Origin of the sequence: Anaerostipes sp. (assembly GCF_018381315.1) — a bacterium.
Taxonomy (GTDB): Bacteria; Bacillota; Clostridia; order Lachnospirales; family Lachnospiraceae; genus Anaerostipes.
In genome coordinates this window covers 1-16,376 of sequence record NZ_JAGZSD010000013.1, presented here as the reverse complement: position 1 = coordinate 16,376, position 16,376 = coordinate 1, and the positions used below count along the sequence as shown (strand labels likewise).

Sequence of the window (16,376 nt, the reverse complement as noted above, 5' to 3'; positions counted from 1 at the left end):
AAGTGGAAAAACTAAAAAAATTATTTCAGACAAAGGATTCCAGAAGGGGCTCCTACAGTATTGCCGTTACTGCGGTTGTCATCGGTATTATCATCCTGTTCAATCTTCTTGTGGGCCAGCTGCCGCAGAAAATCAGACAAATTGATATCAGCGATACCAATATCTATGATATCTCATCACAAAGCCAGAAGCTTTTAAAAAATCTGGACTATGACGTAACTTTTTATGTGATTGCAGAAAAAAGCAGCACAGATGACCGCATTAAAACTTTCATCAGCAAATATGCTTCTCTGTCCGGCCATATCAAAGTTGAGTGGATCGATCCTGTGCTGCATCCTTCTGCACTGACAAAATATGATACGGAAAAAAACAGTATCGCCGTATCCTGCAAAAAAACCGGCCGTCAGACTTCAATCTCTTTCGACGATATCTTAGTTGCAGAATCTTCTTATTATAATACTTTAGGTTCAGCAGCCCAGTTTGACGGGGACGGACAGCTGACCAGTGCCGTGAATTATGTTACCAGCACAAAAGAATACAAAGCTTATTATACTGCCGGACACGGTGAAACTGCTCTTTCGGCTTCCGTCACCAGCCTGATGGAAAAATCCAGAATCTCTGCGGCAGAACTGAATCTCCTGACGGCCTCTTCCATCCCTGAAGACTGTGATCTTCTGATCCTCAACGGACCGACCAGCGATCTTACCAAAGATGAGGTTAAAGTACTGTCTTCTTATTTAAAAAAGGGCGGTAAGGTTATGACTCTTCTTGCCTATACAGATAAAAAGATGTCCCAGCTTAACGGGCTGCTGAACGACTACGGAATGAAGGTTGCCAGCGGGTATATTGCAGACGCTGAGCGCTGCTATCAGGGAAATTATTATTATCTCATACCGAATTTATCCGTAAGTGATAATATGGCCTCCGGTATTTCCTCCAACTCTGTGCTCATGATCAATTCAAAGGGAATGACTCAGACAGATCCGGCCCGTGACACAATCAGCCTGGAGTCCTTTATGACCACATCTGACAGCGGCTGTGCGGTCACAGAAAAGAAACAGACTCAGGGAACCTACATACTGGGTGCTTCTGCCACGGAGCCGGTCACGGTCAAAAACAGCAGCGGCAAGAAACAAAAGAAAGAAAGCCGGCTGACTGTCTTCGGCAGCAGCATGCTTGTTGACGAACAAGTTACGGAGTCCTTTTCCACCCTTGAAAATCTGACACTATTTATGAATTCTGTCACAGCAAATCTGGACAGCGCAGATAATATTTCCATCTCGCCTAAGAGCCTTCAGGTAACCTACAATACCATTGCTCACCCAGGCATTTTCAGTATCTTAATCATTTTTGTGATTCCTTTCATTGTCATTGCCGGAGGCTTTATTGTCTGGTTCCGGCGCAGAAGAAGGTAAGGGAGGGACTTATATGAGACAGAAAAGAACATTTATCATTCTGATTCTGGTATTTACAGGGCTTCTGGCCCTGTATGCCGGCATCACCTTGTACCAGAAAAGGCAGTCTGCTGAAAAAAGTTCCTCTGATCAGCTGATTGTGAAAAACATGAAGTCTGTTACATCCATTTCCTACAGCAATGGCCAGGATTTATCCTTTATTAAGAAAAACGGGATCTGGTATTATAAAAAAGACAGGGAATACCCATTAGAGCAGAGTTACATTGCCTCTCTGGCATCCCAATTTCAAAAGATAAAGGCAGTCCGGAAACTGGAAAATGGAGACAGCCTGAAAGACTATGGACTGGAAAACCCTGTATATACGGTTAAGGTCAAAGATACATCCGGAACAGAAACGACTTATTATATTGGAAATGCATCTGGAGATTACTACTATCTGACTCTGGATGATAAATCAGAAATATATACTGTATCCGCTGATCTTCTCTCCAACTTATCTTACTCCCTGCAGGATATGATGAAGACAGACACCTTTCCCTCTTTAAGCAGCGGAAACCTGAAAAAAGTCGTGGTGACAGACAAGGATAAGAAGAAGATTTACACACCCAAATCTAAAAATGATATGGACAGCATTGCCGGAGGCCTTGGAGTGTTCACTTTTGGGGACTGCCAGAACTATTCGGTCAAAGACGATGAGCTTTCCAAATACGGGCTTGACAGTAAATCCCGGATATCTGTAGATATCACCTATAAGAATACGGATACAAAGAAAACAAAACATCTCACTCTCTATATTGGCTCCAGGGATAAAGATAAAGAAAACTACTATGTACAGCTGAAAGGATCAAAAATGGTCTATTTAAGTGATGCAGATGTAGTGAAAAATATCCTCAATCCCTGACCCCGGAAGGCTTTTTATTACATGCGGCAAGCTTTTTCTATGCATCTAAAAAAGGAGACTGCACATCTGCAGTCTCCTTTTAAATTTATTCTTAACCGAAATATCTTTTTAATAAGCCTTCGAAAGCTTTTCCATGGCGTGCTTCGTCTCTTGCCATTTCATGTACAGTGTCATGGATTGCGTCCAGGTTTGCTGCTTTTGCTCTCTTAGCAAGGTCAAACTTACCTGCAGTTGCTCCATTTTCTGCATCGACTCTCATCTCAAGGTTTTTCTTTGTGCTGTCTGTCAGCACTTCTCCAAGCAGTTCAGCGAATTTTGCTGCATGCTCTGCCTCTTCTAATGCTGCTTTTTCCCAGTATAATCCGATCTCCGGATATCCTTCTCTATGTGCTACACGGCTCATTGCAAGGTACATACCTACTTCTGAGCATTCTCCCTCAAAGTTTGCTCTTAAGTCTGCCATGATGTCTTCACTGGCTCCCTGTGCCACTCCGACTACATGCTCTGCTGCCCATTCTCTGTCTCCTGTCTGCTCTTTAAACTTCTCTGCAGGAACTCCGCATGTTGGACATTTTTCTGGTGGAGTATCTCCTTCATGAACATAACCGCATACTGTACAAACCCATTTTTTCATAGTTTACATCTCCTTTTAATTTATTCATTTTACTGTTTCTACTATATTCAAGAAAGCCAGATCAGATAATAGTAACTGTTACTGTTTTCTTGTTGTTTTAATAATAACACCGCTATTTTGTATTGTCAATATCTTTTTTTAAACATTTTTCACAGATTCCGCGGAAGTAAGTGACATTTTCGTCTACACGACCCTGAAAGTGGGCACTTGCGATCGTATTCACATGATCAATCGGGTCCATCTCAAGATCAATCACTTCCCCGCACTCCTTACATATAAAATGATAGTGCGGATCGATGTTGGCGTCATACCTGTCTGCCCCGCCGTCATAACTGAGCTTTAAAATATCACCGCGGCTTGACAGCAGCGCCAGGTTGCGGTAAACCGTACCTAAGCTGATGTTCGGAAACTCTTCTTTTATATTAACATAAATTGTATCCGCAGTCGGATGATCTTTTCTGCTCATTAGAAACCTTATAATGGCATCCCTCTGCTTGCTTTTTTTAGTTGCAGGCTGCATAGGCGTCCTCCTCTCATAATAATAATTGTTACTGTTTTTAGTATAAAATACCCTATATCTATTGTCAAGAGAATTCCTATACAAAATGAACAGAAAGCAAAACCGCAGATTTGTATTACTCTTTTAAATCATAATTGCTGCTGCTGTCTTCTTTAAAAATCTTATAGGTTGAACGTCCTGACTGCTTGGCCTTATATAAAGCTATGTCTGCATTTTGGTAAAGCTGCTGAAAATCTGTGCCGTCCTGCGGATAAAATGCTACACCAAGACTGCAGGATACCTTCCCCCTGTCTTCAATCTCCCTTGACAGCTTTTCACATATTTCAGCAATCCTTGGCATAACCTCTCTCTGTGACGGAATCCCATTCAGGAATATGATAAACTCATCACCGCCCAATCTTCCGCAGAGATCGTTCTTCCTCAGGGATGATTTTAATATTGCAGCTGTGTCCCGTATGACTTGATCTCCATATTGATGCCCCCATTGATCATTATGCTGTTTAAACTCATCGATATCCAACAGGATAAATGCATGGCGCATAATATAATCATTAATCCCTAAAATATCATTTACCCTGCGGACAAATGTTTCTCTTTTCAGCAGCCCCGTCATCTCGTCGATCTCCACCATCTTCTGCAGGCGAATCTTCTTTCTCTTTTCTTCATCAATATTGATTGTCATCATAAACATTTTTACATGATCTGTCTGAGGATCATTCATCATTTGGATGCTGGCCCGTACCCAATAGACGGAATTTTGTCCGACTCTCCGATACTCAATAGAAACTTCCTTTTGATTATCATAAAACAGAGTCAGCAGCCGGTTTCTGTCAAAAAAACGATAAAAACGTTCCCTGTCATATTCATAGACAAAGTGTTCTGCAATATAAAGCACGGTTTCCGTATACTTTTTTAAATCTTTCATATAATCAGGCGGGATATCCCCTACCCCTTCAATCTGCCGGTCAAGACTTAAGTCATATTCATAATATCCAATGGTTTTTCCTTCCTGCGATTTGAAGTACTGAGCCCATTTATGATAAATCAGCTCTTTTTCTTTCTGCTCCGTAATGTCTTCACAAGATATAATCGCACGCTTGGGCTGATGGTCACTGTCATAAATCATAATATATTTCGCTGCATACCAGCCCACAGTTCCGTCTTTTCTTCTTTTTTTTATTTCAGAGGATCCCTCTGGAACCCCATGGAACATCAAAGAGTAAAACTCATAGAACCTGTCCAGACTGTCTTCTTCTATTATGCCGCAGGCTGCAAGGCCGTCCGGCATATCACAGACTGTCCGGGGCATGTCAAATTCAATGGCAGCCTCCTCCGGGACTTCAAGACGGCGTTCTTTTATATCAAAAAAATAGGTGATCCTGCCTGTCAATTTAAAAGCCAGCCGGCTTTCTTCTATTCTCATGCGGAGTTCATCCTCCAGGCGCTTATGCTCCGCAATATCCATGACCACACAGATCATGCTGTCTGGCTGTGCAGGATCATATGTACAGCGTACAAGGAGCCAAAGAGAACTTCCTGACCGATGCAGACCGTGGTATTCAACCTCAAAGTGCCTGTCATTTTTTCTGATATGTTCCATGATGATTGTGTGAATTTCCTCAAAAATATCATCTTCAATGACGTGTCTTGCATTGTCAAACCCCAATGAATGTGCATTTTCCGGAGTATAACCATAAATATGATAATAAAATGGATTTGCATATAACAGTGTAAAATTTTCATCCAGCAGCACACGGCAGATACCGCAGGCAGCTGACTCAAACATATAACAATATTCTTCTAAAGATAACATGGTATACCTCCCCATACGAATGTTCCTTCCAGCAAAAATCCCCTAATTTATTGAAATCATTATACAACTAATATTTTTACGATACAATTAAGGCAAAGCATTTCCTATGCAAAAAAATGCGGCCAGTCGATCGGCCGCATTTTAAAATCTCTATTTTATTCTTACATCTACTTCCGGTTAGCCGGTTCCATGCTGACACTTTTCCCTTTAATCTTGGCATGGCTCATACCGTACAGTACATCTTTTGCAACTTCTTTCGGAACTTCTACAAATGTATACTGATCATGGACATCAATAGCTCCCACCAGATCTCCGGAAATGCTGGATTCTCCTGCAATGGCTCCAAGGATATCGCCCGGGCGGACACCTTTTTTCTTACCAATGTTGATGAATAATCTTACCATTCCTTCTTCAGCTCCGGTATCTCCAAAATCATCTCCCTGACGGACTTCCTCTTCATTTTCAGAAATCTGCTTTTTCAAAAATGCAGCAGCGATCTCCAAAGCAGTGTAATCGGTCTCGTTGATAAATTCATCCAGCATATCTACATATTTATCAAGGTTATTTTCTTCGATCAGTCCTGTAATCTCTTCCAGGCTCTTTTCGGCTCTGGTCGCCTGGACATCGTTTAAGCTTGGAATCGGTCTTGCCTTGATCTTTGTCTTGCAGTAACGCTGTACATCTCTCAGCTTATAAATTTCTTTCCCTGCCACAAAGGTAAATGCTTTTCCTGCTCTTCCGGCTCTTCCTGTCCGTCCGATTCTGTGTACATAAAACTCATCGTCCTGCGGGAGATCATAATTAAAGACTGCATCTACATCGTCTACATCAATCCCTCTTGCAGCCACATCAGTTGCCACAAGAATATCCACGCGGCCGCCTCTGAAGCTTTTCATGACACGGTCTCTCTGGCTCTGCTTTAAGTCTCCGTGGAGTCCTTCTGCAAAATATCCCCGGCCTTTCAGTTCCCCGGCCACTTCGTCCACCATACGTTTTGTGTTGCAGAACACTACGGAGAGTTTTGGAGAATGCATATCCAGCAGGCGGCAGAGTACTTCTACTTTTTGTTTTGGTCTTACTTCATAATAAAACTGCTCGATGTTCGGCACTGTCAGCTCTTTGCGTACAACCTTGATAAGTTTAGAATCCTTCTGGTATTTTTTTGTAATATCCAGGATCGCCTTCGGCATGGTTGCAGAGAATAACAATGTCTGACGTTCTTCAGGTACTTCTACCAAAATACTTTCAATGTCTTCCCTGAATCCCATGTTGAGCATCTCATCCGCTTCGTCCAGAACGATCATCTTTAAATCTTCTAATTTCAAAGTGTGGCGGCGCATATGATCCATAATCCGGCCCGGAGTTCCTACTATAATATTTGCTCCTGTTTTTAACGAACGGATCTGGTTGGTGATATTCTGTCCACCGTAAATTGGAAGCACCTTTGCTCCGTGCATAAATTTCGCCAGTCTCCGAAGCTCATCTGCCACCTGAATCGCCAGTTCCCTTGTCGGGCATAAAATCATTGCCTGAGGCTTTTTCAGCTTCGGATCCAGCTTCTCTAAAAGCGGAATACCGAAAGCGGCTGTTTTTCCTGTTCCGGTCTGCGCCTGCCCTACAATATCTCTTCCCTCCAGCACTACAGGGATCGCTGCTCCCTGAATCGGAGAGGCTGCTTCAAATCCCATCTCTTGTACTGCTTTTAAAATTTTATCGTCAATGTTCAATTCATCAAATCTTACTGCGTCCATAAATTCCTCTGTATCTTTCTCTTTCAATCAAAAATAATGCTCTGGGTTGTCAGGCATGCTGACAGTCCAGAGCAACAACGTTATCCACTATAACATATTTTCCTGTTGTGCGTCAAGAAGACTGTGCGTCAGTCTCTCGACAATTAATGACGGCCGCAGCCGTGTTCCCCGCAGCTCCCATGATGATGGTCTTCTTCATCGTGATGGCTGCACATAACATTTGCGTCATAGGAAAGCTGATCTTTCAGCAGATCTTCCACTGCCTGGTCTGCACTTCCGCAAACGCCTCCAAAAAATGTGATCCCTGCTTCTTTCAGAGCATCCTGTGCCCCTTGTCCAATACCTCCGCAGATCAGCGTATCTGCGCCGTGTTCTTTTAAGAATCCGGCTAACGCTCCATGTCCGCTTCCCATAGTAGAAACAACCTCACTGTTCTTTACTTCTCCGTCTGCAGTTTCATAGATCTTAAACTGCTCTGTGTGGCCAAAATGCTGAAAAACTTCTCCATTTTCATAAGTTACTGCTATTTTCATTTTCTTTCTCCTTTTCTTTTTTACAGCAGCGTCTGCTGCATTCATTTCTATTTTCAGAACACAGGGTATAGTCTCCGCCCTGAATCTTTAAACTTTTTCCATGAACGAGAGCGTCGGCAAGTTTCGTCCTGGCAGATTCATAAATGCCTGTAACTGTTGTCCTGGCTATCCCCATCTGCACTGCACACTGCTCCTGCGTAAGTTTTTCCCAATCAATGAGACGGATGGCTTCATATTCATCAATGCTCATTACAATCCTGCTCCCGCAGCAGTTTCCCCGTCCTCCCAGCGGCTCAAACCCCTGATTTTCCGGCATTGCGCAGATTCGCCTGCATTTTCTGGGTCTTGGCATCTGTTCTCTCCTTCACTGTTTTCTGACATATGTCATTTATAATGATACCACATTAATGACATATGTCAAATAAAATCTTAACATTTTATAAATATGGAAAATTTCCTTGAAATGGGTCCTGGGTAGTAGTAGTATATAAATACATCGAATATAGTTTTGATTACTACATATAATATATTTATGACCCAAGTTTATATCGGAGGTTTACATTATGAAGTTTAGACTTAAAGATCCCGGAAGCGCCATCACACATTTTATCGGAATGGTTTTGTCCATCCTTGCAGGGATTCCCTTGATCATCATCAGCATCCCCACTCATGACCGTGTGCGCATTGTCTCTCTGACAATTTTTGTACTGAGTATGGCAGGGCTGTATGCAGCCAGCACAACCTATCACTCCATTACTTCTTCGGAGCATGTGATGAAAGTATTAAAAAAACTGGATCATGCCATGATCTTTATCCTGATTGCAGGCTCCTACACACCGATCTGCACCATTGTATTAGGAGGCAGGATCGGATATGGGCTTCTTACCGCTATCTGGATCATCGCCATCCTGGGAATTATTTTTAAAATGTTCTGGGTGACTTGTCCCAAATGGGTATCATCCGTTATGTACATTGCCATGGGCTGGTTTTGTGTGGTAGCCATCGCTCCGCTGTTCCACAAACTGACTGCTCTATGCTTCGGCCTGCTTCTTGCCGGCGGTATTATTTACACTGTAGGAGGCATTATCTATGCCCTGAAGCTTTCCTGGTTTGAAAACCATTGGAAAAATTTTGGACTCCACGAAATCTTCCATCTGTTTGTCATGGGCGGAAGCGCATGCCACTTGATCATGATGTTCTTTATTTAACATTTTGTTTGAATCCAGCATATCTTAAGACATAAAAAAGAAACACAAGAAATTTGTGTTTCTTTTTTATGTTCTTCCCAAAACTAACTTGCCCACATTGCCCATGGTCATCATGCTATATTCATTTCTGCACGAAACAAATCAATTTTTACAAAGGAGAAAGAAATGAATATTTGGGAAAACACAGTATTAACAGACCAGGGAAAAGCGCTTCAGGCAAAGCTGCTTCAGGGGCAGACATTAAAAATCACAAGAGTTACGACGGGAACTAAGAAGGTCCCTGTTGTAGATCTTCGCCAGCAGACTGACATCACTGAGGGTGGATATGATATTACTCTTCAGCCCTCCAGAACAGAAGGTGAGCAAACAATTCTTCCGGTTCTGCTTGAGAACACAGGTTTAAAAGAAAGCCATGACTTGTGGCAGGTCGGATTTTTTGCGGAAGATCCGGATGAAGAAGAAATTTTGTTTTGTATTTCACAGGCATCTCAGGCAAAACATATTCCTTCGGAAGCTGAAAGCCCCGGGTATTCTGTTACATGGGATTTTTGTTTCAGCACATCTAATACAGTACCGTTTGAAGTTGTTTTAAATTCTAACGGGCTGGTAAATATTGAGGCTTATCAGGCGCATACAGATGCAATTCATAAGGTGAATGGCAAAATTGATGGGATAAATTCGTCTTTAGAATATAAAAAAGTATCATGTACCACTACGTCTTTAACTGGTACTGCATTTATAGAAAAAAGCGGTTGTACAGTATCTTTGGTGTTAAGAGCAGAATTTGCACAAAATATTGAACAATACACAAATGGAACTATATGTACAATACCAGAAGAGTTTCGTCCGAAAGTAGTAAGTAGAGTATTTAATGGTTATTCAGGTGGACTAAGTTTCTATTGTGTAATTGATATAGATGGAACAGTTAAAATCCAGCCGATGTCTGGAAAATATTCTGCCGGCTCTTGGATTTATGGATCATTTACATATATTGTTGAGTAAAAATCAAAAATCAGAATTTAACCAAACGCCCAGAACAGAACTTGCCCACATTGCCCATGGTCATTATGTTATATTCTTTATAGAGATCATGATCTGATAATTTTTAAAGTAACTGTTATTTTTGTCACATATTATCATTGACTTTTATTCGGTATACAAAACCAGGAGGTAAAGGTATGGATATTTGGGAAAACACAGTATTGACAGATCAGGGAAAAGCTTTGCAGGCAAAACTGCTTCAGGGGCAGACATTAAATATTACAAGAGTTACAACAGGAGCAAAAAAGGTTCCAATTGTAGATCTTCGCCAGCAGACTGACGTTACCGAGGGCGGATACGATATTACTCTTCAGCCCTCCAGAACAGAAGACGATAAAACGGTTCTTCCGGTTCTTCTTGAGAACATAGGTTTAAAAGAAAGTTATGACTTATGGCAGGTTGGTTTTTTTGCAAAAGATCCGGATGAAGGGGAAATTTTGTTTTGTATTTCACAGGCATCTCAGGCAAAACATATTCCTTCGGAAGCTGAAAGTCCGGGCTATTCAGTTACATTGGATTTTTATTTCAGTACATCAAATACCGTACCGTTTGAAGTTGTTCTAAATTCTAACGGATTGGTGAATATTGAGGCTTATCAGAAACACACAGATGCTATCAGTGAAATAAATAGTAATATGAATATATTAAATACTGACTTAAATAATATTAAAACAGAAGTTTCACAAAAAACAAATCAAACAGATTTTAACTTGTTAAATTCAAAAGTCACAGAGAATACAAACCGCTTAAAAGATTATTGTATTATTAGAGAAGCAAATACAAGTATCACGGTTGCTACAAACGGTTACTCCGGAGACAAAACATATGTAATGCCATCTGTTTCAGGCTATAAAATGATTGCAGTAGTTCAAATTACTGCTGGAAATAGATTAATTCCTGTTTATAACTATTATTGTTATGGTACAACCGTACACTATTGGCTTCATAATGGAACTTCAACTACCACTTTTAATGTATATTTCCGATGTTTATATATCCGTATATAACTTACACTTTCATGCCGGGCAGTTTCAGCTTTTCTGCCCGGCTCATTTTTTTAATGGCGGCTTCTCTTTTCATTGCCGCCTCTTTTGTATCAAATTCCTCCAAGTACACAAGATCTGCCGGTGTCCGGCCTCTTGTGTACTTGGCGCCTTTCCCCTCATTGTGGGCCTTAAGGCGTTTGTTCAAATCATTGGTCCATCCTGTGTAGAGACTTCCGTCACTGCACTTTAAAACATATGTATAGCACTTCATTTGTATATTATCCCTTCGTATTTTATTCGAAGAAAAAGCTGCCGAAACGGCAGCCTTTCTTCTACAGCAGCCAAAGATGTGAAAAGTAAGATACTCTAAAAAGCAAAGTAAAGTAGAAAAAACATTGACTGTTATTTTTGCTTCTTATATAGTATACGATATTTTCAGATCTTTGTTCCACTATTCTAAATAACTGGTTGGATTAATTGTCTTCTTGTCTTTTTCCATCTGCAGGTACACATTTGCACCTTCCAGTGTGAAACAGTCAGTAGGAGCCGCTACTTTGCCGAGAATTTGGTTCTTTGTGACCGTATCTCCTTCTTTCACAGCCAGATTTTTCAGCTGTCCGTAAAGAGCTGTATATCCGCCTCCTAAGTCCAGGAGCACTGTCTGACCGAATTCCTCTGTCTTGCGTATCTCTTCTACTTTTGCATTTTTCGGAGCTTTGACTGCCATTCCCTCTTTTGCCTCAATCATGATTCCTTTGTTTACCCGGTACTGATCCAGGGATTCAAAATAAATTGTGGAATCCACACTGTAAGGCATCAGAACATTTCCTGTCAACGGCCAGGCAAGTTTTGTTTTACCATCATATGAAACCGTATTCTGGCTCATAGTCTCTGTGGTTTTCTCAGTCTCTGCCTCTGTCGCTTCTGTTGTAGTTGCTTCTGTTGTTCCCTCGGTAGCTCCGTTGTTGACACCGACAGAATCCTTGTTCAAGTCTACCTGCTGTTTTGCTAAGTCTCTTTTATTTTTAAATTCTATGCTGTAATATGTCATGATCCCGATAAAAAGGGCCAGTCCTACCAGCATCACCGCATAGTATTTCTTTAATGGGGAAGAGACGTCCCGGTTATGTCCTTTCATTTTCATCACCTCAGGGATAGTTTTACCGAATTCTGAGGCTTTATTCACTGATCGGACAATTTTGTTATCTGAATTCCTGTGTAATAATATTTTAATATTTTTTTATAGCTTTTTCCGTCCTTTGCAAGCTCATTGGCACCGTACTGGGACATGCCAAGTCCAAGTCCTTTTCCCAGAGCTACCATACGCAGTTTTCCGTCATACGGTTCCAGGTAAAAGTTCGTGGAGTTCAGCTGAAAGCATTTGGCCCAAGCTTCCCCGGACATGACATACTTTCCGATCTGCACTTGCTTTACATATCCGTTTCCTGTTTTTTCTTTGACTCTGATGGACTTTTTAGCTTCTTCCACCGTCAGCTTAATTTTTTTTTCTTTTTCAAGCTGCGTAACTACCTGTTTGTAGGTCACTGGGATACCGGTCATATACTCCGGAGATTCCACATCCTTTAAGCTGTCTTTTTCCTGAAGATAAGAAATATCTTTCCCGAACCACTCTTTGGCACTCAGAGTTGTTCCAACGCTGATGCCGTGAAAATACGGCTGTATGTACTTTCCCTGACAGGTGATCACTTCCCCGGTTGTCTCACCCACCGCCTGCTTTCTTGACTGATCCGTTATTTTATATTTTCGCTCTCCCAGCTTTTCTTTCAAAATCTTGTCTTCTTCATATTTATATGGCAGAGAATCCTGGCTGACATCTTTTTTGCCGTCCATTCTCCGCATAATATCTGTTCTCAGGATTACAGCCTGAGCTTTTAAAGTTTCCTTTTCATTATCCATAGAAATCTGTGTCGGCAGGACACCAAGCAGATACGTTTCTAAATCCATGGCCTTTTTGTTCACCGTCACTGTGTAGCCGCTGCTGTGGGTCTGAAAGTCCACAGGCTTTGCATCTTCTTTTCCTGAAAGCACCACTGTCAGCAGATATGGGACACTGCAGAACAGAAACAGCAAAAAGAAAAGGTAGGACAATTTATTTCTCATCAAAATCCCCCTTCCTGTCCGTCTTATTATTTTATTCAGGACAAGCAGGAAGTATACCTTATTATTTTATGATAAACGGAAAGAGAGATACACAAAAACTGCGTATCTCCCTTTTTTAAGACAGGTAATCTTTAGTTTTTCTCTACTCCGAGAGTTACTTTTTCCCCGTTGATATTCCAATCTTTCGTGAAGCCTGCTGCTTTTCCTGAAACAATGCCTGTGGCCAGAACATCGTTCATGATGGCATCTTCATTTTTGGAAATCAGACCGCTTACTTTTTCATTTCCTTCATAAGAGATCGTGATCTTATCCATAACTTCAAATCCTGCTTCTTTTCTCATAGACTGTACTTTGCTGATGATCTCGCGGATAAACCCTTCTTCCAGAAGCTCTTCTGTCAGATTTGTGTCTAGTACAGCCGTAAATTCATTGTCTGCCTCTGTCACAAAGCCTTCCTGTTTCACCATTTCGATGAGCAGGTCTTCCTCTGAAAGTTCTACAGGCATACCGTCCACAGTAAACGCAAGCATTCCTTTGGAATCCAGCTCTGCTTTAGCCTTATTTCCGTCCAGTTCTGTCAGATGTGTACGGATTCCGTTTAACAGCTTTCCATATTTCGGTCCCACCGTCTTCAGCTGAGGCTTGAAGTTATAGGTGGTAAAGTTTGAAACATCATCTGTAAACTCAATTACCTTAACATTCAGCTCTTCGCGGATAATTTCCTGATAAAATTCCGGGAGTTCGGCCGGAGCTTTCACATACATCTTTCCGATCGGCTGGCGGTTCTTGATACCGGCACTGTTTCTGCATGCGCGTCCCAGGACAACGATTTTCAGAACAGCATCCATGTTTTCTTCCAGCTCTTTGTCATACATACTTTCATCCACAGCTGGGAAGTCACACAGATGGATGCTCTCAGGAGCTTCGCTGTCCACACTTTTTACAAGGTTCTGGTAAATTTCTTCTGTCATGAACGGGATCATCGGAGCTGCAGCCTTGCAGACCGTTGTCAGTGCTGTATAAAGCGTCATATAGGCATTGATCTTATCCTGTTCCATCCCTTTTGCCCAGAACCTTTCACGGCAGCGTCTCACGTACCAGTTGCTCATCTCATCGACAAAATCCTGGAGAGCCCTTGCGGCTTCTGGGATTCTGTAGGCACCAAGATTTTCATCCACATCCTTGACCAGAGAATTTAATTTGGATAAAAGCCAGCGGTCCATGACCGGAAGCTTGCCATAATCCAGACTGTATTTTGTCGGGTCAAACTGGTCAATCTCTGCGTATAAAACATAGAATGCGTAAGTGTTCCAAAGAGTACCCATAAACTTTCTCTGACCTTCTGTCACAGCCTTGGAATGGAATCTGTTCGGAAGCCACGGAGCACTGTTTGTATAGAAATACCAGCGGATTGCGTCTGCCCCGTGTTCTTTTAAAGCCTCCATAGGGTCTACTGCATTACCTTTGGACTTGGACATCTTTTGTCCGTTTTCATCCTGGACATGGCCCAGCACGATAACATTTTTGTAAGGTGCCTTGTCAAACAGCAGTGTGGAGATCGCTAAGAGGGAATAGAACCAGCCTCTTGTCTGGTCCACCGCCTCGGAGATAAAGTCTGCCGGGAAGTTTTCCTCAAAGATCTCTTTGTTTTCAAACGGATAGTGCCACTGTGCAAACGGCATAGATCCTGAATCAAACCAGCAGTCAATAACCTCTTCCACCCGGTGCATTTCCTTTCCGCACTCCGGACACTTGACAGTCACATCGTCAATGTACGGGCGGTGAAGTTCAATATCATCCGGACAGTTGTCAGACATACTCTTTAATTCTTCAATAGAACCGATGGCATGCTGATGACCGCACTCACATTCCCACACATTCAGCGGTGTTCCCCAGTAACGATTTCTAGAAATTCCCCAGTCCTGGACATTTTCCAGCCAGTCTCCGAAACGTCCTTTTCCGATGCTCTCCGGAATCCAGTTGACGGTATTGTTGTTTTTAATCAGCTGGTCTTTCACATCCGTCATCTTGATAAACCAGGATTCTCTTGCATAGTAGATCAGCGGAGTATCACATCTCCAGCAGTGAGGATAGCTGTGCTCAAAATCAAGAGCGGCAAATAAAAGTCCTCTTTCTTCAAGATCCTTCAGGATCAGTTTGTCTGCATCCTTGCAGAAGGTTCCTGCCCAGGGAGTTTCTTTTGTCATCTCTCCTTTTTCATCTACCAGCTGTACAAACGGCAGGCCGTATTTTCTTCCTACCTGGGCATCGTCCTCACCGAATGCAGGGGCGATGTGTACCACTCCGGTACCGTCTGTGAGAGTTACATATGTGTCGCAGGTAACATAGTAAGCTTTTTCTTTTGGTGTGACAAACGGGAACAGCGGCTCATATTCCTTATGCTCCAGGTCAGTTCCCTTGTAAGTCTCCAGTACTTTGTATTCACCTTCAAGAACGCTGTCACAAAGTGCTTCTGCCAGATAATACGTATATCCGTCGTTTTCTACTTTCACATAGGTCTCATTCGGGTTCACACAAAGTGCCACGTTGGAAGGAAGGGTCCACGGTGTTGTGGTCCATGCCAGAATAAAGGCATCTTCCCCTTTTACTTTAAATCTTGCGATGGCTGATTTTTCTTTGACATCTTTATATCCCTGTGCTACTTCATGGGAGGAAAGAGGCGTTCCGCAGCGAGGGCAGTAAGGAACGATTTTATATCCTTTATAAAGAAGTCCTTTATCCCAGATTTGTTTTAATGCCCACCACACAGACTCGATATAGTTGTTGTGGTAAGTTACATACGGATCATCCATATCAGCCCAGAAGCCTACAACACCTGAGAAATCTTCCCACATGCCCTTGTACTTCCAGACACTTTCCTTACACTCTTTGATAAACGGTGCCAGACCGTACTCCTCAATCTGTTCTTTTCCGTCCAGACCCAGCTTCTTCTCCACTTCAAGCTCCACCGGCAGGCCATGGGTATCCCACCCGGCCTTACGGATGATCTTATGGCCTTTCATAGTCTGATAGCGCGGAATCATATCTTTGATGACACGTGTCAGGACATGGCCAATATGCGGCTTTCCGTTTGCAGTAGGAGGTCCGTCATAAAATGTATAGGTGTCATCCCCTTTTCTCTCTTCAATACTCTTTTCAAAAATCTTATGTTCTTTCCAGAACTCTACGGTCTGTTTCTCGCGGTCAACAAAATTCAAGTCAGAAGATACTTTCTTGTACATCGCTTATTTCTCCTTTTATTATTAATGATTTCCATATACATTTGTGCGCATCCTGCACGGAGTGCTTTTTATTCCATAGGGAGGTTCGGAGAACTTTCCTATGGAACAAGAAAGAATCCCGCTTGCGGGATTCTCCGCCTGCGGCGGGTCGCTTTGGCGACATGATTCCTTATCGCCGCAGTGCGATCCTCGCGGAGCGTTTTTTATTTCA

At 42.2% G+C, this 16,376-nt stretch carries 15 protein-coding genes; 5 read left to right on the top strand and 10 right to left on the bottom strand.

What is annotated here, in order from left to right; all coding sequences use genetic code 11:
• Positions 1-2: 2 nt before the first annotated feature.
• On the top strand, positions 3-1,415 hold the full coding sequence (locus KH180_RS10790; protein WP_290760144.1) for a GldG family protein: 1,413 nt from the start codon (positions 3-5) through the stop codon (positions 1,413-1,415).
• Between the two features lie 13 nt (positions 1,416-1,428).
• Positions 1,429-2,316, top strand: coding sequence for a DUF4340 domain-containing protein (locus KH180_RS10785; protein ID WP_290760142.1), 888 nt, complete (start codon positions 1,429-1,431; stop codon positions 2,314-2,316).
• 91 nt (positions 2,317-2,407) lie between these two features.
• Here KH180_RS10785 and KH180_RS10780 read toward each other — a convergent pair whose 3' ends face one another.
• The 6 genes from KH180_RS10780 to KH180_RS10755 form a co-directional block, all read right to left on the bottom strand.
• On the bottom strand, positions 2,408-2,950 hold the full coding sequence (locus KH180_RS10780) for an NADH peroxidase (protein WP_290760140.1): 543 nt from the start codon (positions 2,948-2,950) through the stop codon (positions 2,408-2,410).
• 112 nt (positions 2,951-3,062) lie between these two features.
• A complete protein-coding gene (locus KH180_RS10775) occupies positions 3,063-3,470 on the bottom strand; it encodes a Fur family transcriptional regulator (RefSeq protein ID WP_290760138.1) in 408 nt (135 codons plus the stop codon).
• Positions 3,471-3,585: 115 nt separating this feature from the next.
• Positions 3,586-5,283 carry a sensor domain-containing diguanylate cyclase gene (locus KH180_RS10770; RefSeq protein WP_290760136.1) on the bottom strand — a complete coding sequence of 566 codons (1,698 nt, stop codon included), beginning with the start codon at positions 5,281-5,283 and terminating at the stop codon, positions 3,586-3,588.
• 167 nt (positions 5,284-5,450) lie between these two features.
• Positions 5,451-7,034: a DEAD/DEAH box helicase gene (locus KH180_RS10765; protein ID WP_290760134.1), complete on the bottom strand. Its 1,584-nt coding sequence runs from the start codon at positions 7,032-7,034 to the stop codon at positions 5,451-5,453.
• A 143-nt stretch (positions 7,035-7,177) separates the two neighbouring features.
• Positions 7,178-7,567: a NifB/NifX family molybdenum-iron cluster-binding protein gene (locus tag KH180_RS10760; RefSeq protein WP_290760132.1), complete on the bottom strand. Its 390-nt coding sequence runs from the start codon at positions 7,565-7,567 to the stop codon at positions 7,178-7,180.
• Positions 7,545-7,919 carry a DUF134 domain-containing protein gene (locus KH180_RS10755; protein ID WP_290760130.1) on the bottom strand — a complete coding sequence of 125 codons (375 nt, stop codon included), beginning with the start codon at positions 7,917-7,919 and terminating at the stop codon, positions 7,545-7,547. Before KH180_RS10755 ends, KH180_RS10760 begins: the two co-directional genes overlap by 23 nt.
• Before the next feature lie 211 nt (positions 7,920-8,130).
• Between KH180_RS10755 and trhA the strand changes: the two genes are divergently transcribed.
• From trhA to KH180_RS10740, 3 genes are all read left to right on the top strand, one after another.
• Positions 8,131-8,775: a PAQR family membrane homeostasis protein TrhA gene (gene trhA, locus KH180_RS10750; protein WP_290760128.1), complete on the top strand. Its 645-nt coding sequence runs from the start codon at positions 8,131-8,133 to the stop codon at positions 8,773-8,775.
• Positions 8,776-8,940: 165 nt separating this feature from the next.
• Positions 8,941-9,777: a hypothetical protein gene (locus KH180_RS10745; RefSeq protein ID WP_290760126.1), complete on the top strand. Its 837-nt coding sequence runs from the start codon at positions 8,941-8,943 to the stop codon at positions 9,775-9,777.
• 176 nt (positions 9,778-9,953) lie between these two features.
• Positions 9,954-10,823: a hypothetical protein gene (locus KH180_RS10740; RefSeq protein ID WP_290760125.1), complete on the top strand. Its 870-nt coding sequence runs from the start codon at positions 9,954-9,956 to the stop codon at positions 10,821-10,823.
• A 1-nt stretch (position 10,824) separates the two neighbouring features.
• Here KH180_RS10740 and KH180_RS10735 read toward each other — a convergent pair whose 3' ends face one another.
• The 4 genes from KH180_RS10735 to ileS form a co-directional block, all read right to left on the bottom strand.
• The gene (locus KH180_RS10735) at positions 10,825-11,073 is read right to left on the bottom strand and encodes a GIY-YIG nuclease family protein (RefSeq protein WP_290760123.1); all 249 of its coding nucleotides are present in this window, start codon (positions 11,071-11,073) and stop codon (positions 10,825-10,827) included.
• A gap of 180 nt (positions 11,074-11,253) precedes the next feature.
• Entirely contained in the window at positions 11,254-11,940 is a 687-nt protein-coding gene (locus tag KH180_RS10730; RefSeq protein ID WP_290760121.1) for a M23 family metallopeptidase, read from the bottom strand.
• Positions 11,941-11,984: 44 nt separating this feature from the next.
• A complete protein-coding gene (locus KH180_RS10725; RefSeq protein WP_290760119.1) occupies positions 11,985-12,923 on the bottom strand; it encodes a SpoIID/LytB domain-containing protein in 939 nt (312 codons plus the stop codon).
• Between the two features lie 131 nt (positions 12,924-13,054).
• On the bottom strand, positions 13,055-16,165 hold the full coding sequence (ileS, locus tag KH180_RS10720) for an isoleucine--tRNA ligase (RefSeq protein ID WP_290760117.1): 3,111 nt from the start codon (positions 16,163-16,165) through the stop codon (positions 13,055-13,057).
• Between the last annotated feature and the right edge of the window lie 211 nt (positions 16,166-16,376).